This is a genomic window from Variovorax boronicumulans, from assembly GCF_030812215.1.
GTDB lineage: Bacteria > Pseudomonadota > Gammaproteobacteria > Burkholderiales > Burkholderiaceae_C > Variovorax > Variovorax boronicumulans_C.
This window is the reverse complement of the sequence record NZ_JAUSSG010000005.1, coordinates 327,507-346,108: the sequence shown is the minus strand read 5'-3', so window position 1 is coordinate 346,108 and position 18,602 is coordinate 327,507. Positions and strand designations below refer to the sequence as shown.

14 protein-coding genes are annotated in these 18,602 nt (G+C 67.9%); 11 read left to right on the top strand and 3 right to left on the bottom strand.

Translation table 11 applies throughout. The features are described from left to right. Positions 1-81: 81 nt before the first annotated feature. Genes J2W23_RS16130 through J2W23_RS16120 form a run of 3 tightly spaced genes read left to right on the top strand, consistent with a single transcriptional unit; the run spans position 82 to position 3,912 of the window. A complete protein-coding gene (locus tag J2W23_RS16130; RefSeq protein WP_307649506.1) occupies positions 82-990 on the top strand; it encodes an amino acid ABC transporter substrate-binding protein in 909 nt (302 codons plus the stop codon). Further along, complete coding sequence (locus tag J2W23_RS16125; RefSeq protein WP_307649433.1) at positions 987-2,204, top strand: pyridoxal phosphate-dependent aminotransferase; 1,218 nt, start codon at positions 987-989, stop codon at positions 2,202-2,204. The genes J2W23_RS16130 and J2W23_RS16125 overlap by 4 nt, the downstream gene beginning before the upstream one ends. A 25-nt stretch (positions 2,205-2,229) precedes the next feature. After that, a complete protein-coding gene (locus J2W23_RS16120; protein ID WP_307649432.1) occupies positions 2,230-3,912 on the top strand; it encodes a thiamine pyrophosphate-binding protein in 1,683 nt (560 codons plus the stop codon). Between the two features lie 4 nt (positions 3,913-3,916). Here J2W23_RS16120 and J2W23_RS16115 read toward each other — a convergent pair whose 3' ends face one another. The 3 genes from J2W23_RS16115 to J2W23_RS16105 form a co-directional block, all read right to left on the bottom strand. Further along, positions 3,917-5,011 (bottom strand): M14 family metallopeptidase, encoded by a 1,095-nt coding sequence (locus J2W23_RS16115; RefSeq protein ID WP_307649431.1) that lies wholly within the window; start codon positions 5,009-5,011, stop codon positions 3,917-3,919. Next, positions 5,008-6,213: a M20 aminoacylase family protein gene (locus J2W23_RS16110; protein WP_176660673.1), complete on the bottom strand. Its 1,206-nt coding sequence runs from the start codon at positions 6,211-6,213 to the stop codon at positions 5,008-5,010. Before J2W23_RS16110 ends, J2W23_RS16115 begins: the two co-directional genes overlap by 4 nt. 170 nt (positions 6,214-6,383) lie before the next feature. Then, a complete protein-coding gene (locus J2W23_RS16105; protein ID WP_307649430.1) occupies positions 6,384-7,577 on the bottom strand; it encodes a glycerophosphodiester phosphodiesterase in 1,194 nt (397 codons plus the stop codon). Between the two features lie 99 nt (positions 7,578-7,676). Between J2W23_RS16105 and argE the strand changes: the two genes are divergently transcribed. The 8 genes from argE (at position 7,677) to J2W23_RS16065 (ending at position 18,592) form a co-directional block, all read left to right on the top strand. Further along, a complete protein-coding gene (gene argE / locus J2W23_RS16100) occupies positions 7,677-8,843 on the top strand; it encodes an acetylornithine deacetylase (protein ID WP_176660675.1) in 1,167 nt (388 codons plus the stop codon). Further along, positions 8,836-10,095 (top strand): DUF445 domain-containing protein, encoded by a 1,260-nt coding sequence (locus J2W23_RS16095; protein ID WP_307649429.1) that lies wholly within the window; start codon positions 8,836-8,838, stop codon positions 10,093-10,095. The genes argE and J2W23_RS16095 overlap by 8 nt, the downstream gene beginning before the upstream one ends. A gap of 121 nt (positions 10,096-10,216) precedes the next feature. Beyond that, positions 10,217-11,920, top strand: coding sequence for a hypothetical protein (locus J2W23_RS16090; protein WP_307649428.1), 1,704 nt, complete (start codon positions 10,217-10,219; stop codon positions 11,918-11,920). Positions 11,921-12,050: 130 nt separating this feature from the next. Further along, positions 12,051-12,824, top strand: a complete 774-nt coding sequence (locus tag J2W23_RS16085; protein ID WP_176660677.1) for an MHYT domain-containing protein — start codon at positions 12,051-12,053, stop codon at positions 12,822-12,824. Between the two features lie 73 nt (positions 12,825-12,897). Continuing rightward, positions 12,898-14,508, top strand: coding sequence for an acyl-CoA carboxylase subunit beta (locus J2W23_RS16080; protein WP_307649427.1), 1,611 nt, complete (start codon positions 12,898-12,900; stop codon positions 14,506-14,508). Further along, positions 14,505-16,457, top strand: coding sequence for an acetyl/propionyl/methylcrotonyl-CoA carboxylase subunit alpha (locus tag J2W23_RS16075; protein WP_307649426.1), 1,953 nt, complete (start codon positions 14,505-14,507; stop codon positions 16,455-16,457). Before J2W23_RS16080 ends, J2W23_RS16075 begins: the two co-directional genes overlap by 4 nt. Before the next feature lie 43 nt (positions 16,458-16,500). Further along, a complete protein-coding gene (locus J2W23_RS16070; RefSeq protein WP_307649425.1) occupies positions 16,501-17,412 on the top strand; it encodes an SDR family oxidoreductase in 912 nt (303 codons plus the stop codon). Between the two features lie 19 nt (positions 17,413-17,431). Then, positions 17,432-18,592: an acyl-CoA dehydrogenase family protein gene (locus J2W23_RS16065; protein WP_307649424.1), complete on the top strand. Its 1,161-nt coding sequence runs from the start codon at positions 17,432-17,434 to the stop codon at positions 18,590-18,592. Positions 18,593-18,602: the final 10 nt, after the last annotated feature.

Genomic DNA, 18,602 nt, shown 5'->3' with positions numbered 1-18,602 from the left:
TCCTGCCGCGCAGCACTTCGCTGCAGCGGCAAGGAGGCGGCCGCGCGTACCCAAGAAAAACCACCAGGAGACAGAGAGATGATGAAGATGCAACTGAAGACCCTCGCCACTGCCACGCTGCTCGCGCTCGCCTTCGGCAGCGCCACCGCGCAGCAGGCCGCGCCTGCGGGCGGCACGCTCGACAAGATCAAGGCGAGCGGCAAGGTCGTGCTCGGCGTGCGCGAAGCCTCGCCGCCGATGGCCTACATGCTGGGCGCGGGCGAGAAGTACGTGGGCTACCACGTCGAGCTCTGCGAGCGCGTGCTGAAGGACATCACGCCCAACGCCAGGCTCGAATACATGGCCGTGACCGCGCAGAACACCATTCCGCTGGTGCAGAACGGCACGCTGGACATCGGCTGCGGCCCCACCACCAACAACACCGCGCGCCAGCAGCAGGTGGCCTTCGCACTCACCACGTATGTGAGCGAGGTGCGCATGGCGACCAAGGTTGACTCGGGCATCACCACGCTCGACCAGCTCGCGGGCCGCAACGTGTCGGCCTCCACCGGCACCACCGCCGTGCAGCTGCTGCGCAAGCGCGAGCGCGCGCAGAACGTCTCGTACAACACGATGCTCGGCAAGGACCACCTGGAGAGCTTCCTCCTCATGGAGTCGGGCCGCGCAGATGCCTTCGTGCTCGACGACAACCTGCTCGCCGGGATCATCGCGAACTCGAAGAACCCGACGGCCTACCGCATCACCGGCGAGGCGCTGGGCTCGGAGCCGATCGCGCTGCTGTTCCGCAAGGACGACCCGGCCTTCAAGGCGGCGGTGGACGAGTCGCTGCGCAAGCTCATGAAGAGCGGTGAGCTCGAGAAGATCTACACCAAGTGGTTCGTGGCCGCGATTCCACCGAAGAACACCAGCCTCAACCTGCCGATGAGCCCCGCGCTCAAGCAGCTCTTGCTCGAACCCAACGACAAGCCATTGGAAGCCTACGCGAAGTGACAGACGCAGCCGTGTTCTCGCCGGCGCAACGTGTGCGCGCCATCAACGTCTCGGAGATCCTGCGCATCACCGACCACGCGCAGGCGCTCAAGCGCGCCGGCCGCCCGGTGATCGTGCTGGGCGCGGGCGAGCCCGATTTCGACACGCCCGAGAACATCCGGCATGCCGCCTCGCAGGCGATTGCGCGCGGCGACACGCGCTACACGGTGCTCGACGGCAGCCCGGCGATGAAGGCGGCTGTGCAGTTGAAGTTCAAGCGCGACAACGCGCTGGACTTCGCACTCGACGAGATCAGCGTGAGCGCGGGCGCCAAGCAGGTGATCTTCAATGCGCTGATGGCGAGCCTGAACCCGGGCGACGAAGTGATCCTGCCCGCGCCGTACTGGACTTCGTACGCGGACATCGTGCAAATCTGTGGCGGCGTGCCGGTGTCGGTGGCGTGCGGCGAGGAGAACGGCTTTCGCCTGACGGCGGCGCAGTTGCAGGCGGCCATCACGCCGCGCACGCGTTGGCTGTTTCTCAACTCGCCGTCGAACCCGAGCGGCGCGGCCTACAGCGCTGCGCAACTGAAGCCGATCACCGATGTGCTGCTCGACCACCCGGGTGTCTGGGTGCTGGCGGACGACATCTACGAACACATCCTCTACGACGGCCTTGCATTCGCAACGCCGGTGGCCGTGGAGCCGCGGCTGCGCGAACGCACGTTGACGGTGAACGGCGTGTCGAAGGCCTATGCAATGACCGGCTGGCGCGTCGGCTACGGCGCGGGACCGCGCCCGTTGATCGCGGCGATGGCCGTGGTGCAAAGCCAGTCGACCTCGTGCCCGTCGTCGGTGAGCCAGGCCGCGGCGATCGAGGCGCTCACCGGGCCGCAGGGCATCGTGGCCGAGCGCTGCGCGTCGTTTCAACAGCGCCGCGACTTCGTCGTGGCCGCGCTCAACCGCACGCAAGGCCTGCATTGCCGCGTGCCCGAAGGCGCCTTCTACACATTCGCAAGTTGCGCGGGCGCGCTCGGCAAGCGCACCGCCGCCGGCGCGCTGCTGCAGACCGACAGCGACTTCTGCCGCTACCTGCTGCAGGACTTCGACGTGGCGGTGGTGCCCGGCAGCGTGTTCGGACTCGCACCGTATTTCCGCATCTCGTATGCGACGTCGATGGCGCAGCTCGAAGAGGCGTGCGCGCGCATCGCCGCCGCCTGCGCCGCGCTCTCCTGAACATCTTCATTCCACTGGAACCCTCATGACTTCCTCCCGCACCGGCGGCCAGATCCTGGTCGACCAGCTCATCACCCACGGCGTCAAGCAGCTCTTCTGCGTGCCCGGCGAAAGCTTCCTGGCCGTGCTCGACGCGCTGCACGACGCATCGATCGACGTGACGGTGTGCCGGCAGGAAGGCGGCGCGACGATGATGGCCGAGGCGCAGGGCAAGCTCACCGGCAGGCCGGGCATCTGCTTCGTCACGCGCGGCCCTGGTGCCACCAACGCGGCGGCGGGCGTGCACATCGCGCACCAGGATTCGACGCCGCTCCTGCTGTTCGTCGGCCAGGTCGCGCGCGACGCGCTCGGCCGCGAAGCCTTCCAGGAACTGGACTACGGTGCGGTCTTCGGCACGATGGCCAAGTGGGTCGTGCAGATCGACGACCCGGCGCGCGTGCCCGAGCTCGTGTCGCGCGCCTTCCATGTCGCGACCTCGGGCCGGCCCGGTCCGGTGGTGATCGCGCTGCCCGAAGACATGCTGACCGAAGCCGCTGTGGTGGCCGATGCGCTGCCGTATGCGGTGACCGAAACTTATCCCGGCCCGGCGCAGTTGGCCGAGCTGCAGCAGCGCCTGTCGCAGGCGCAGCGGCCCGTCGTCATCCTCGGCGGCAGCCGCTGGTCCGAAGCCGCGACGCAGCAGTTCGCGAAGTTTGCCGAGGCGCATGCGCTGCCTGTGTACTGCTCGTTCCGCCGCCAGATGCTGATGTCCGCCGAGCATCCCTGCTACGCGGGCGACCTGGGACTCGGCGCGAATCCGCGCATGCTGGAACGCATCCGCAATGCGGACCTGGTGCTGCTGGTCGGTGGGCGTCTGTCGGAAGTGCCGTCGCAAGGCTATGAGCTGTTCGCGATCCCGCAGCCGAAGCAGGCGCTGGTGCATGTGCACGCCGACGCCGACGAGCTCGGCAAGCTCTACCGCCCGACGCAGGGCATCCACGCCACGCCGCAGGCTTTCGCCGAAGCGGTGTTCACGCTGCGTCCGGCATCACCCCCCGTGTGGCAGGCCGAGACGAAGATCGCGCGCGAAGAGTTCCTGCGCTGGAGCGATCCGGCGCCGATCCGCATTCCCGGTCCGCTGCAGATGGGCGAGGTCATGCAGCACCTGCGCGAGGTGCTGCCGGCCGACACCATCTTCTGCAACGGCGCAGGCAACTTCGCGACCTGGGTGCACCGCTTCTGGCCGTTCCGCGCGTTCGCAAGCCAGCTCGCGCCGACCAGCGGTTCGATGGGCTACGGCCTGCCGGCGGGCGTCGGCGCCAAGCGCCTGTGGCCTGGGCGCGAGGTGGTCGTGTTCGCGGGCGACGGCGATTTTCTGATGCACGGCCAGGAGTTCGCCACCGCCGTGCAGTACGGCCTGCCGATCCTCGTGGTGCTGCTGGACAACGGCATGTACGGCACGATCCGCATGCACCAGGAAAAGCACTACCCCGGCCGCATCAGCGCCACGCAGTTGAAGAACCCCGACTTCCGCGGCTATGCCGAGGTGTTCGGCGGCCACGGCGAACGCGTGACCACGACGGAAGAGTTCGGCCCCGCACTCGCACGTGCACGCGCGAGCGGCAAGCCGGCGATCCTGCATTGCCTGCTGGACCCCGAGGCGATCACGCCAGTCAGCACGCTGCAGTCGATCCGGAAGGCCGCGTTGGCGGCGGGAGTGCTGCCCTGAACGATCAGCCGCTCAGCCCATCCACCGCCTGGAACATCGCCTGCCGCGCCTGGCTGACGATCTGCCCGCGCCACGCGTCGGTGTCGGTATAGAACGCCTCGACCATCCGCGCACGGATGCTGTCGGCCAGGTCGGCCGGCGCATCCGGGTGCTTGTGCAGCCAGTGGTCCGCACGCAGTGCGCCAGTCACTTCCAGGATGGGCAGCGTGCCGTATTCGAGCGCGATGCCGGTGTATTCGGCCTTCGGGCACTCCTCGTAGATGGCGTCCCACATCAGCCCGCGCAGCAGCGCCGAAGTCGATGAGCCGTCGTAGATCGAAGTGACGGGCGCCGCGGGCGTGCCCCACCAGGCGTTGGCGCGGGCGTAGGCGGCCTTGTCGTCCTTGCCCGCATAGATGCGCTCGCCGAGGCCGTTGGGGCCAAGTCCCGTGTGCAGGTCGATCCAGCCGATGCGCCTGGCATTGCCCGCATGGCGGCGCAACACGCTGCGAATGGTCTTGTTGCTCCAGGTGGGCGCCTTGCCGCCGAAGAAAAGGCCGTCTTCGAACTGGTACTGGCCGCTGGTGACGGCCGCCTGGTAAGCGGTGGTGCCGTGCTTCTCGATCCACTTCTCGACGGCGGCCTGGTTCTCGGGCGTGGGCGGCCAGGTATCGGGCAGCAGCAGCGGATGCAGCTTGGCGTAAGGCTCGTTGACCGGCACCGGCTGCGAGAAATCGATGAAGTTGCGATTCAGGTCGACGTTCTCGTGCGTCACGCGCCGGCCGTACGAAAAGCCGTGCGGGTTGAGCGCGTGCACGTAGAGCACCGCCACGCCCTGTGCCTTGGCCTTGTCGCGCCACTCGGCATCGTGCAGCGCGAACACCTGCACGCCGCTGCCGCAATGGCCCTCGACGCCGTGGCATGCGCTCGTGACGATCAGCAGGCGCTCGGCGTTCGCGTCGCCATCGAGCGCCACGTCCATCGACAAGTCTTCGCCGTCGCGGCCCTTGAGCGGGTGCGCATGCGGCTCGACGGTGAGGCCGGCGCTCACGCAGCCTTGCAGGAACTTCTGGCGCGCCTGGGCATAGCGCGGCGAAAAGGCCTCGCCGATGCCGATCATGAAACGTTGCCGCCGGGCTTGTTCAGGAACTGCTCGGCGATCTGCACCCAGCAGGTGGCGCCCAGCGGGATCAGGTCGTCGTTGAAGTCGTAGCTCGCGTTGTGCAGCGTGCAGGGGCCTTCGCCGTGGTGCATGTCGCGGTGTGTGCCGTCGCCGTTGCCGATGAAGGCATAGGCGCCGGGCTTGGCCTGCAGCATGAAGGCGAAGTCCTCGGAGGTCATGGCGGCCTCCTGCTTGAGCACGTTCTCGGGGCCGACGATGCCGGCCATCACGTCGCGCGCGAAGTGGGCCTCGGCCTCGGTGTTGATGGTGGGCGGGTAGTAGCGCTCGAAGCGGAAATCGCAGGTCGCGTCGTGCGCCGCGCAGATGTGCTCGGCGATCTGCCGCATCTTGGCCTCGATCATGTCGAGCACCTCGATCGAGAAGGTGCGCACCGTGCCCGAGAGCTCGCAGTTGTCGGGAATCACGTTGTTGGTTTCGCCCGCATGGATGGTGGTGACCGAGATCACGGCCGAATCGGTCGGCTTCATCTTGCGGGTGAGGATGGTCTGGAAGGCCTGCACGATCTCGCAGGCGATCGGCACCGGGTCGATGCCGGTCTGCGGCAGCGCGGCATGGCCGCCCTTGCCGATCACGTTGACGTGGAACTTGTTGCCCGACGCCATCACCGGGCCGGGGCTCACGGCGAACTGGCCGGCCTTCATGCCGGGCCAGTTGTGCATGCCGAAGACGGCATCCATGGGGAACTGCTCGAAGAGCCCTTCCTTGATCATTTCGCGGGCGCCGCCGCCGCCCTCTTCGGCCGGCTGGAAGATCAGGTAGACGGTGCCGTCGAAATTGCGGTTCTTGGCCAGGTGCTGGGCGGCTGCGAGCAGCATCGCGGTGTGGCCGTCATGGCCGCAGGCGTGCATCTTGCCGTGGTGCTTGCTGGCGTGGGCGAAGGTGTTGAGCTCGGTGACGGGCAGGGCGTCCATGTCGGCGCGAAGACCGACGGCGCGGTTGCTGGTGCCGTTCTTGACGATGCCGACGACGCCGGTGGTTCCAAGGCCCCGATGGATGGGAATGCCCCATTCGGTGAGCTTGCCTGCCACCACATCGGCGGTGCGGACTTCCTGGAAGCAGAGTTCGGGGTGGGCGTGGAGGTCACGTCGGACGGCGGCGATGCCGGCCGCCTGCGTGACGAGCGAATCGATGAGTTTCATAGGGCACAGTCTAGGCTTTGCATCCTGCTCCGCAAAGACCGTGCCGGGTAATTACGCACTTTCCCAGGCTGCGCGCACTTCGTGTCGCTTCGCCAACCCCCTCGCCGGGGGCGACACCTGCGGCCCGGCGAAGCCGGTTCCGCGGTGTCCCTCGAAAAGAGCCAAACAGCTCAGCGGCCCATGCTCTTGAGGTACTCGGTGCGCGCGGCGATCGCGGTGTCGGTGAAGTCGGTGAAAACGCCGTCCACGCCCAGCTTGTAATAAATCGCGTACTCGTTCTTGCCGTCCTTGTTGTAGTCGGCCGCCAGGCGGCGCGACTCGTTGCGGAAGGTGAAGGGGTGCACGAAGAGGCCCGCCTTGTGGGCGTCGGCGATCAGCGTGGTGGGCGAGACCGAGGTGGCGTCGGCGTCGTTGATCTTGCCGTCCTTGTTCACGTCCAGCGGCTTGCCGTCGGCACCGATGCTGCCCTTGATGGTCACGATGTAGCGCTTCCAGGGGCCGATGCCGTCGGCATAGGTCTTGATCTCGGCCAGGCCCGCGGGCGTGACCATCACGTCGAAGTTGCGCGTGTCGCCGGCCTTGGTCCACTCGTAGGGGCGGTCGACCGGAACGGCATAGGTCATGGCGCCGGTCTTCATGTCGATGCCGTCGCCGTCGATCAGCTGGATGAGCTTGGTGTTCAGGCCCTTGGCCTTCATGTACTTGAGGCTGCCCGGCTCGAACGACTGCACGTAGATCGGCGCGGTCTTGCTGTTCCAGCCGGCCGCGGTGATGGCGGCGACGACCTTGTCTTCCATCGGCAGGCCCAGGTCGCGGAAGTAGGTCGGGTTCTTGGTCTCGGGATAGATCGCGATGGTGCGACCGGTTTCCTTCGACTTGGCCTTGGCGAAATCGATGATCTCCTGGAAGGTCACGACCTTGAACTTGCCGTTGAATTCCTGCGGGCGCTCGGCATCGGTGGAGATGCCGCCCAGCGTCTTGATCTCGGCCAGCGTGAAGTCGTTGCTGAACCAGCCGGTCTGGGTTTCGCCGTCGACCTTGATGGTCTTCTTGCGCGAGGCGAAACGGGGGTGCTTGGCCACGTCGGTGCTGATGGCCAGGTTGGGGTCGTGGCGGGCGATGAGCACGCCGTCCTTGGTGGAGACCAGGTCCATCTCGATCACGTCGGCGCCCAGTTCGATGGCCTTCGTGTAAGCCTCCAGCGTCTGTTCCGGCAGGTAGCCCGAGGCGCCGCGGTGGGCGATGACCAGCGGCGGGTTGCCGTCGAGGGTCAAGAGCTTGGCGGGGCCCGAGGGGCCGGTGCCGCTGCAGGCCGCAATGCACAGGGCTGCGGTGGCGGTCAGTGCGATCTGAAGGGTGCGCATGTTTTTTTCTCCATCCAAAAAAGGCGCAGGGTACCCGCTCCCGATGACAGTCGGGACAACCTCAGGCGCGGGGCATCGACTTCTTGGACAATCTGTTGCATGCCCCACACGCTTTCCCCCCAAAGCCTCGCACTGGCCCAGTCGCTGGTGCGCATGAACACCGTCAGCGAGAACAGCAACCTGCAGCTGATCGACCTCGCGCAGAGCCACCTCGCCGCCCTCGGCGTGAAGAGCCGCATCACCTACAACGCCGAGCGCACCAAGGCGAACCTCTTTGCCACGCTGGGCGAGGGCAAGCCGGCCGGGGTGATCATTTCGGGGCACACCGACACGGTGCCCTGGGACGGGCAGGCCTGGAGCGTGGACCCGCTCTCCGCGACGGTGATGAACGAGCGCCTCTATGGCCGCGGCTCGGCCGACATGAAGAGCTTCATTGCGATCGCTCTCGCCAATGCCAAGCGCTTCCTCGAAAGCGACTCCCCCTTCGCGGTGCACTTCGCCTTCAGCTACGAGGAAGAAATCGGCTGCTTCGGCGTGAAGGAGCTCATCGCCGACATGCGCGATGCCGGCATCAAGCCGCTCGCCTGCATCGTGGGCGAACCCACCAGCATGGTGCCGGCCATCGCCCACAAGGGCGTGTACCGCTACAAGTGCTGCGTGCGCGGCAAGGAGGCGCATTCGTCGCTCACGCCCAAGTCGGTCAATGCCATCGAGATGGCCGCGCGCGTGATCGGCAAGGTGCGCGACATGGCCGAGGATTTCGAGCGCAGCGAGCCGCGCTACGAGGGCTTCGACGTGCCCTTCAGCACCGCGAGCGTGGGCCAGTTCCACGGCGGCATCGCCGACAACGTGGTGCCGCGCGATGCCGAGTTCCGCTATGAATTCCGCGACCTGCCCACCGCCGATGCCAAGCGCATGCAGTCCGACGTGCTGGCCTATGCCGCGGGCCTGGAGCCGGCGATGAAGAAGGTGGCGCCCGATGCGGGCTTCAAGTTCGAGACGATCTGCGAGATTCCGAGCTTTCTCGGCGCGGCGAACGATCCGGTCACGTTGCTCGCGCAGCGCCTGGCAGGCGAGGACCGCACCACCTTGGTGGCCTTCGGCACCGAAGCGGGCCTGTTCAAGAACGCCGGCATCCCCACGGTGGTGTGCGGTCCGGGCAGCATCGAGCAGGCGCACCAGCCCGACGAGTTCGTGAGCCTCGAACAACTCGCGCGCTGCGAGCTGTTCATGGAGCGCCTCGCAACTTCCCACACCATTGGCTGAAGCCGACGGCAGCGACGCGCTGCGGCGCATGAAGCGCGTCGCGCTCGGCCTGCTGTGCGCGGCGGCGCTGCTCTACGCGTTAGCCAGTGCGCTGTATGCGCAGCATCCGGCCTGGGGCTACGTGGCCGCCTTCGCCGAGGCCGCGATGGTCGGCGCGATTGCCGACTGGTTCGCGGTGGTGGCGCTGTTCCGCCATCCGCTGGGCCTGCCGATTCCGCACACCGCGATCATCCCGAGCAACAAGGACCGCATCGGCGCCAAGCTCGCGGGCTTCATCTGCAACAACTTCCTGAGCACCGCGCAGGTGCTCGCCAAGCTGCGCGAGTTCGACACCGCCAGCCGCATCGCCGACTGGCTCGCGCGGCCCGCGAGCGGCGAGAAGCTGGGCGAATGGGGCGTGGCCGCCACGCGCTACGGGCTCACCGCCTTCGACGACGAGCGGGTGCGCGACTTCATGGGGCGCGCCGCCGCAGCGGGCCTCGAGAAGATCGACCTCTCGCGCCTCACCGGCCAGGCGCTCGATGCGCTCACCGCGGGCGGTCGCCACCAGGCGCTGCTCGACGACGTGCTGCGGCAGGTGGCGGGGCTGCTCGAAGGCGAGGAGGTGCAGGCGCACATCACCGAAGCCATCGCGCGCGAAATCAAGACGCTGCGCTACGTGGGCCTGGACCAGGTCGCGGCCAAGCTCGCCACGCGCAAGATCGTGGCGGCCGTGGCGCACACCATCGGCGAACTGGCCGCCGAGCCCGACCACCCGATGCGCAAGCGCTTCGACGAATTCGTCGACGACTTCGTGGTGCGCCTGAAGCTCGACCCCGAGTTCCAGCAGCGCGGCGAGCAGATCCGCGCCGAACTGATGGCGCACCCGGCCCTGGGCGACTATCTGCACGGGCTCTGGGGCGAACTGCTGGCATGGCTGGACGACGACCTGCGCCGCAGCGACTCGACGATCCGCCAGCGCATCGCGTCGATGGCCGGCGCCCTGGGCACGCGGCTGCAGGCCGACGAGGCCATCCGCCACTGGGTCAACGAGCAGATCGAGGCCGCCGCGCCGCTGGCCATCGAGCGCTATCGCGAGGACATCCGCCGCTACATCGAGGAGCGGGTCGGCGAGTGGAATGCCGAGGAGATGACGGTGGAGCTCGAACGCCACATCGGGCGCGACCTGCAGTTCATCCGCATCAACGGCACGCTGGTGGGCGGGCTGGTGGGCTTGCTGATCCACGCCGTCACGCAGTTGCTGCGCGGGTGAGAAAACCGCACGCTGCGGGTAATCCGCAGCGGACGAAAGTCCGCATGTCCCGGGCGGGACTGCGCCGCATCCCCTTCCTCCTTCTAGACTGCGCGCGCGTCCACAAGAAGGAGAAGAAGACATGCCCCGTCACCCGTTCCGCGCTGCCGCGCTGATCGCCACGCTCGCCTTGCTGGGTGCCTGCAGCACGGTCGCACCGCCTGCGCGGGCACCCGTGCCCACGCCCTCGCAGATACCCGCGCCGCCAACTGCGCCGCTCACCACCCGGCCCGCCTCGTGGGCCGCGCCCGAGGCGCTGGTGCCGCCGTCGTCGTTCTCGGGCGTGCACGGGCTGGCCATCGATGCCAAGGGCCGGCTGCTCGCGGGTTCGGTGCTCGGCAACACGCTGTGGGAAGTCGACCGCACCACCGGCGCGGCCAAGGTGCTGATCGATGCGCCCGAAGGTCAGGCCGACGACATCGCGGTCGGTCCGCAGGGCGAGCTGGCCTGGACCAACTACCTCATGGGCATGCTGCGCTACCGCGAGGGCGACACCGCACCGATGCGCGTGCTCGCCAAGGACCTGCCCGGCCTCAACTCGCTGGACTTCGACCGCAAGAGCGGCAAGCTCTACGCCTCGCAGGTGTTCCTGGGCGATGCGCTGTGGGAAATCGACCGCACCGGCCAGAAGCCGCCGCGGCTCATCAAGAAGGACATGGGCGGCTTCAACGGTTTCGAGGTCGGGCCCGACGGCATGCTCTACGGGCCGCTGTGGTTCAAGGGCCAGGTCGTGAAGATCGATCCGGCCAACGGCAACATGACCGTGATCGCGGACGGCTTCAAGATCCCGGCCGCGGCCAATCTGGACGGCAAGGGCAACCTCTGGGTGGTCGATGCGCGCAGCGGCGAGCTGGTGCGGGTGGAACTGGCCACCGGCAGCAAGACCGTCGCCAAGCAACTGCGGCCCTCGCTCGACAACCTCGTCATCGCGCCGGACGGCACGATCTACGTGTCGAACATGGCCAACAACGAGGTGCAGGCCTTCAACCCCGCCACGGGCGACCTGCGCACCCTCACCAGCGGCAAGGTGGCGGTGCCCGCGGGCCTCAAGATCGACGGCAACGACCTCTGGGTGGCCGACGTCTTCGGCTTCCGCCAGGTGGACGTGCGCACCGGCGAAGTGCGCGACGTGTTCCGCATGCAGCGCGAGCCGGAGCTCGACTATCCGTTTGCGGTCGGCCTCTCGCCCACGCGCTTCGCGCTGACCTCTTGGTTCACCGGCACGGTCCAGTTGGTCGACCGCCAGACGCTCAAGACCGTCGAAACCATCCATGGCCTGAAGGCACCCTTCGATGCGTTGCCCATGCCCGACGGCAGCGTGATCTACATCGAGCTCGCCACCGGCAGCATCACGCGCGCCAGCGGGCCGAAGTTTGCAGAGAAGTCAGTGCTTGCCAGCGGGCTGAACGGCCCGGTGCAGATGGTCCTGGGCAAGGACGGCGCGCTCTACGTCACCGAGGCCGCCGGCAAGCTGCTGCGCATTCCGCTCGATGCCAGCGCGCCGCTGCGCACCATCGTCGACGGCCTCGCGCTGCCCGAGGGCGTGGCGCAGACGCCGTGGGGCACCTTCATCGTGGCCGAGAGCGCGGCGAGGCGGCTGGTGGAAATCGACCCGGCCAACGGCAGCCGCCGGACCATCGCCGAAAGCCTGCCGATCGGCCTCGCGCCCGGCCCCGGGCTGCCGCCGCCCTACGTGGTGACGGGCGTGGCCGTCGGTGCCGACGGCACCGTCTACGTGAGCGCCGACCGCAACAATGCGATATATCGAATCCGCGCTGTAAGGTAGGGTAACGATAAGTACAGATTCCGATTTACTTTTAAAAACAAATATTACAAACTGGCCGGGATGCCGTTTGGGTGCCCGATCACATCCGGTTTCCGGGGCCTGAAGGCGTTTCTCTGAAAGGAAAAAACGCATGACTCCCCTCGTTGTAGGCCAGTTGCTGTCGCCCGAGTACTCGCTGGGGTTGGTGGCGCTTTCGTTCCTCATCTCGTTCGCGGGATCGCTGGTGGCGTTGATCTGCGCGGGCCGCATGGTCGGTGCGGACGGCAAACCCAACCTCGCCGTCGTGGCCTGCGCCGCGGTGGCGCTGGGCGGCATCGGCATCTGGTCGATGCACTTCATCGGCATGCTGGCCTACCGGCTGCCGGTGGCCATCTCGTACAACATGCCGCTCACGGTGGTGTCGCTGGTGGCGGCCATCCTGATCTCGGGCATTGCCCTGTATCTCGCCGGCGGCCGGCGCAAATTCAGCAAGGCCGGCTGGCTCGCCGGCAGCCTCCTGGCCGGGATCGGCGTGTGCGTGATGCACTACATGGGCATGTTCGCGATGAACATGCGCGCCTCGATGGAATTCGACATGGGCACGGTCGCGCTGTCGGTGGTGATCGCCATCACCGCCGCCGCGGCCGCCCTGTGGCTGGCCTTCAACCTGCGCAAGCTGAGCCACCAGATCGCGGCCGCCGCGGTGATGGGCGTCGCGGTCTGCACCATGCACTACGTGGGCATGAGCGCCGCCAGCATGATCTGCACCGCCGCGGCGCCAGCCGACGCGCTCGCCATCGGCGGCAGCTACATGGGCCTGTCGGTGTTCGGCACGGCCGGCGCGGTGTTGATCTTCATCTTCTGGGTGGTCACCGGCAGCAGCCTGGATGCGCCCACCGCACCGCGGCGCGCCCGCACCAGCTAGTTGGCGCAAGCGGGCGGAAGGCCCGGTCCCTAAAGTCTGTGCAGAGCGAAAACCAGCGATCTGCACAGACCCCATGCCCGTCATCGAATCCCGGCTGTCATCGGCCAGCGACACCTTCCAGGCCAACCGCGCCGGCATGCTCGCGCTGCTGGAGCAGGTGCGCGCACACGAGGCCCGCGCCGCAGCCGCCTCGGGCGCCTCGGCCGAACGCTTTGCCAAGCGCGGCCAGCTGTTGCCGCGCGAGCGCATCGCGCTGCTGCTGGACACCGGCGCGCCCTTTCTTCCGCTGGCCTCGCTCGCAGGCCTTGGGCATGACAACCCCGATCTCTCGAAGAGCGTGCCCGGCGGCGGCCTGATCTCCGGCATCGGCCAGGTCGCCGGCGTGCGCTGCATGGTGAGCGCCTCCGATTCCGGCATCGACGCCGGCGCGCTGCAGCCCATGGGCCTGGACAAGCAGCTGCGCGTGCAGGAGATCGCGCTGGAGAACAAGCTCCCCTACGTGCAGCTGGTCGAAAGCGCCGGCGCCAACCTCATGCAGTACCGCGTGCAGGACTTCGTGCGCGGCGGCAGCATCTTTCGCAACCTCGCGCGGCTCTCGGCTGCGGGGCTGCCGGTGGTGACGGTGACGCACGGCTCCTCGACCGCGGGCGGCGCCTACCAGACGGGCCTGTCGGACTACATCGTGATGGTGCGCGACCGCACGCGCGCCTTTCTCGCCGGGCCGCCCTTGCTGAAAGCCGCCACCGGCGAGATCGCGACCGAGGAAGAGCTGGGCGGCGCCGTGATGCACACCCACATCTCGGGCTTGGGCGACTACCTCGCCGAAGACGACCGCGACGCCATCCGCATCGCGCGCTCGATCCTCGGCGGCATCGACTGGGCCCGCGACGAAGCCCCGCGCAAGTTCACACCGCCGCACTACGACGCCGAAGACCTGCTGGGCATCATGCCCAGCGACGGACGCCGGCCGGTGGACATGCGCGAGGTCGTCGCGCGCATCGCCGACGGCTCCGAGTTCCTCGAATTCAGCGAGCACTACGGCAGCGCCACCGTCTGCGGCCACATCCGGCTCGAAGGCCATGCGGTGGGCATCGTCACCAACAACGGCCCCATCGATTCCGACGGCGCGACCAAGGCCACGCACTTCATCCAGGCCTGCTGCCAGTCGCGCACGCCCATCGTCTACCTGCAGAACATCACCGGCTACATGGTGGGCCGCGCGCACGAGGAGGCCGGCATCATCAAGCACGGCGCCAAGATGATCCAGGCCGTGACCAACGCGACCGTGCCGCAGATCACGCTGCATTGCGGCGCCTCGTACGGTGCGGGCAACTACGGCATGTGCGGCCGCGGCTTCGCGCCGCGCTTCTGCTTCTCGTGGCCGAATGCGCGCACCGCGGTGATGGGCGGCGAGCAGGCGGCCAAGACGATGGCCATCGTCATGGAGGCCGGCATGGCACGCAAGGGTGCGGTCGACACCGCGAAGATCGACGCGATGCAGCAGCAGATCGTGGAGCGCTTCGACCGGCAGATGAGCGTGTTCACCACCAGTGCGCTGCTGCTGGACGATGGCGTGATCGATCCGCGCGACACGCGCGCGGTGCTGGCCGAAGTGCTGTCCGTGTGCCGCGATGCCGACGCGCGCGTGCCGCAGGCGATGCAGTTCTCGGTGGCGCGGCCATGAGCGCATTCGGCAAGATCCTCATCGCCAACCGCGGCGAAATCGCGGTCCGCGTGATGCGCACCGCGCGCGCCATGGGCTATCGCACTGTCGCCGTGTATTCGAGCGCCGATGCCGATGCGGAACACGTTCGGCAGGCCGACCAGTCCGTGTGGATCGGCGAATCGCTGCCTGCACGGAGCTACCTCCGCATCGCCGCGATCATCGACGCCGCGCGTGCGAGCGGCGCGCAGGCCGTGCATCCCGGCTACGGCTTTCTCGCGGAGAACGCCGATTTCGCACAGGCCTGCCGCGATGCGGGCCTCGTCTTCATCGGCCCCTCGCCCGAAGCCATTCGCGCGATGGGCGACAAGGCCGGTGCGAAGCGCTTGATGCAGGCGGCGGGCGTGCCGTGCATTCCCGGCTACCAGGGCGACGACCAGAGCCCCACCACGCTCGCCGCCGAAGCCGCGCGCATCGGCTGGCCCGTGATGGTCAAGGCGACCGCCGGCGGCGGCGGGCGCGGCATGCGGCTGGTGCCATCGGCCGCTGCCTTTGACGAACTGCTGCAGAGCGCGCAATCGGAAGCGCTCAACGCCTTCGGCGATGTGACCGTGATCCTGGAGCGCGCCATCGTCGCGCCGCGCCACATCGAGATCCAGGTGTTTGCCGACCGGCACGGCAACGCCATCCACCTCGGCGAGCGCGACTGCTCGGTGCAGCGGCGGCATCAGAAAGTGATCGAGGAATCGCCGTCGCCGGCCGTGTCTGTCGAATTGCGCGAACGCATGGGCGCGACGGCCGTTGCCGCAGCGAAGGCCATTGCGTACGAAGGCGCGGGCACGCTCGAATTCCTGCTCGATGCCGAGGGCCAGTACTGGTTCATGGAAATGAACACGCGGCTGCAGGTGGAGCACCCGGTGACCGAGGCGGTGACGGGGCTCGACCTGGTCGAGTTGCAGTTGCGCGTTGCGGCCGGGGAACCGCTGCCGCTCACGCAGCAGGACGTGCAGATGCGCGGCCATGCGATCGAAGTGCGCCTGTGTGCCGAAGACCCGCGGCAGGGCTTCATGCCGCAGAGCGGCACGCTCGCTGCGTGGCGGCCTGCGCCGGCTTTGCGCACCGAACACGCGCTGCGCGATGGTGCCGAAGTGCCGGCTTTCTACGACTCGATGATCGCCAAGCTGGTGTCGCACGGCCGCACCCGCGACGAAGCCAGGCAACGTCTCATCGCGGGCCTGCAGGACACCGTGGCGCTCGGCATCGCGACCAACCAGCAGTTTCTGCAACGTGCGCTGTCGCACCCGGTGTTTGCAGATGGCGCGGCGACGACGGCGTTCATCGCCGAGCACGCCGATGCGCTGCTTGCGCCCGACGCCGCCACGGAAGGCCGCGCCGCGCTGCTGGCCGCACTGCTGCTCCAACTCGGCGAACGCGGCTGGCCTTCGGCGCTCGCGCACATGCTGCCCAACGCGCTGCGCTTCTCGCTCAACGGCAAGGTGCATGCGGCCCGCGTGACGCCGCAGGGCGGAGGTCGTTTCGATGTCGCAATCGATGCAACTTCGCCCGAGCGCATCGCACTGCTTTCGCTGTCCGATGGCGGCGTGGTGCGCTTCTCGTGCAACGGTGTTTCCGAACGGGCCGTCTCGGTGCGCGAGTCCGTTGCCCACCTGTGGTTTCATTTTTACGGCCAGGCCTTCGAACTTCAGAATCTCACGCATGTGGCCGTGCCCCGCGCCGGTGCCGCAAACGGCGACGGGCTGCTGCGCGCGTCGATGAACGGCCGCGTCATCGCGCTGCTGGCCGCCGAAGGTGACACGGTCGCCGCAGGCCAGCCGCTCGTCACGCTCGAAGCGATGAAGATGGAACACGTGCACTGCGCACCACGCGCCGGACGCGTCGCCGCGCTGCATGTGGCCGTGGGCGCACAGGTGGCCGCGCGCCATGTGGTGGCGGAGATCGCCGACGCGTGACGCGGCACGCCGCACTCCTTCCGAATACCAGAAAGCCATTCGCATGAACGCCTCCTCCCGCTACCGTTCCGTGTTCTCGCCCGGCCTGTTCGCCGGCCAGGTGATCGTCGTCACCGGCGGCGGCTCGGGCATTGGCCGCTGCACGGCGCACGAGCTCGCATCGCTCGGCGCGCAGGTCGTGCTCGTCGGCCGCAACACCGAGAAGCTGCAGAAGGTGCAGGCCGAGATCGCCGATGCCGGCGGCAAGGCGAGCACCCAGGCCTTCGACATCCGCCAGGAAGAGGCCGTGCGCGCAGCGGTTGCCGCCATCGTCGCCGCACACGGCCGCATCGACGGGCTCGTCAACAACGCGGGCGGCCAATACATCACGCCGCTCGCCGCCATCACGGCCAAGGGCTGGGAGGCGGTGATCCACACCAACCTCACCGGCGGCTTCCTCGTCGCGCGCGAATGCTTCGTGCAGAGCATGCAAGCCAACGGCGGTGCCATCGTCAACATCGTCGCCGACATGTGGGGCTCGATGCCCAACATGGGCCACAGCGGCGCCGCGCGCGCCGGCATGGTGAGCTTCACCGAGACGGCCGCGCTCGAATGGGCCGCGAGCGGCGTGCGCGTGAACGCCGTCGCGCCGGGCTATATCGCATCGAGCGGCATGGATCACTACCCGCCCGAGGCTGGTGACATGCTGCGCGCCATGCGCAAGACCGTGCCCGCGGGCCGCTTCGGCAACGAGGCCGAGACTTCTGCCGCCATCGCCTTCCTGCTGAGCCCCGCGGCGAGCTTCATCAGCGGCAGCGTGCTGCGCGTGGACGGGGCGCGGCCGCAGGTGCGCATGGGCTGGCCGATGGCGCTGCCGGATGCGGCGGCGCGGCAGCGTTCTGCGGTGCGGCCGTTCGACGGCTTCCATCTCGCGCAGACGCCGCGCGTGTTCCAGGACAAAGAAACGAACGACTGATCGACCGGAGACAAGCGACATGCAGTACACCCACGAACACCTCGAAATCCAGAAGACGCTGCGCCGCTTCATCGACGACGAGATCAACCCGCACGTCGACGAATGGGAGGAGGCCGAGATCTTCCCCGCGCACGAGGTCTTCAAGAAGCTCGGCAACCTCGGCCTCCTGGGCCTGAACAAGCCCGAGGCCTTTGGCGGTGGTGGCCTCGACTACTCGTACGCGATGGCAATGGCAGAAGCGCTCGGCCACATCAGCTGCGGCGGCGTGCCCATGGCCATCGGCGTGCAGACCGACATGTGCACGCCCGCGCTCGCGCGCTTCGGCAGCGACGCGTTGCGCCGCGAATTCCTCGCGCCCGCCATCGCGGGCGACATGGTCGGCTGCATCGGCGTGAGCGAGCCCGGCGCGGGCAGCGACGTCGCGGGCCTCAAGAGCCATGCGCGAAAGGACGGCGACGACTACCTCATCAGCGGCCAGAAGATGTGGATCACCAACAGCCTGCAGGCCGACTGGATGTGCATGCTGGTCAACACCAGCGACGGCCCCGTGCACCGCAACAAGTCGCTGGTGATGGTGCCGATGGACAGCCCCGGCATCGAGAAGGCCAAGAAGATCCGCAAGATCGGCATGAATTCGAGCGACACCGGGCTCATCTACTTCGACAACGTGCGCGTGCCGCAGCGCTATCGCATCGGCGAGGAGGGCCAAGGCTTCGTCTACCAGATGCAGCAGTTCCAGGAAGAACGCCTGTGGGCGGCCGCGAGCTCGCTCGAACCGATGGAAGACTGCATCGCGCAGACCATCGAATGGGCGCAGCAGCGCCACATGTTCGGCGGCACGCTGGCCGACCAGCAGTGGGTGCAGTTCAAGCTGGCTGAACTGAAGACCGAGGTGGAGGCGCTGCGCGCCCTCACGTATCGCGCCTGCGACCTGCATGTGCAGGGCGAGAACGTGCTCGAACTCGCCTCGATGGCCAAGCTCAAGACCGGGCGGCTCACGCGGCAGGTGTCGGACACCTGCCTGCAGTTCTGGGGCGGCATGGGCTTCACGCTGGAAAACCGCGTCTCGCGGCTGTACCGCGACGGGCGGCTCGGTTCGATCGGCGGTGGCGCGGACGAAGTGATGCTGGGCATCCTCGCGAAGACGATGGGCATCGCCAAGCGGCCGCCGCGCGGCTGAGGAAAGCGAC

Bases quoted from the DNA above. Each gene is read 5' to 3' on its own strand.
- J2W23_RS16130 (WP_307649506.1), top strand. From the start codon at position 82: ATGAAGATGCAACTGAAGACCCTCGCCACTGCCACGCTGCTCGCGCTC.
- J2W23_RS16120 (WP_307649432.1), top strand. From the start codon at position 2,230: ATGACTTCCTCCCGCACCGGCGGCCAGATCCTGGTCGACCAGCTCATC.
- J2W23_RS16115 (WP_307649431.1), bottom strand. From the start codon at position 5,011: ATGATCGGCATCGGCGAGGCCTTTTCGCCGCGCTATGCCCAGGCGCGC.
- J2W23_RS16110 (WP_176660673.1), bottom strand. From the start codon at position 6,213: ATGAAACTCATCGATTCGCTCGTCACGCAGGCGGCCGGCATCGCCGCC.
- J2W23_RS16105 (WP_307649430.1), bottom strand. From the start codon at position 7,577: ATGCGCACCCTTCAGATCGCACTGACCGCCACCGCAGCCCTGTGCATT.
- argE (WP_176660675.1), top strand. From the start codon at position 7,677: ATGCCCCACACGCTTTCCCCCCAAAGCCTCGCACTGGCCCAGTCGCTG.
- J2W23_RS16090 (WP_307649428.1), top strand. From the start codon at position 10,217: ATGCCCCGTCACCCGTTCCGCGCTGCCGCGCTGATCGCCACGCTCGCC.
- J2W23_RS16085 (WP_176660677.1), top strand. From the start codon at position 12,051: ATGACTCCCCTCGTTGTAGGCCAGTTGCTGTCGCCCGAGTACTCGCTG.
- J2W23_RS16080 (WP_307649427.1), top strand. From the start codon at position 12,898: ATGCCCGTCATCGAATCCCGGCTGTCATCGGCCAGCGACACCTTCCAG.
- J2W23_RS16075 (WP_307649426.1), top strand. From the start codon at position 14,505: ATGAGCGCATTCGGCAAGATCCTCATCGCCAACCGCGGCGAAATCGCG.
- J2W23_RS16070 (WP_307649425.1), top strand. From the start codon at position 16,501: ATGAACGCCTCCTCCCGCTACCGTTCCGTGTTCTCGCCCGGCCTGTTC.
- J2W23_RS16065 (WP_307649424.1), top strand. From the start codon at position 17,432: ATGCAGTACACCCACGAACACCTCGAAATCCAGAAGACGCTGCGCCGC.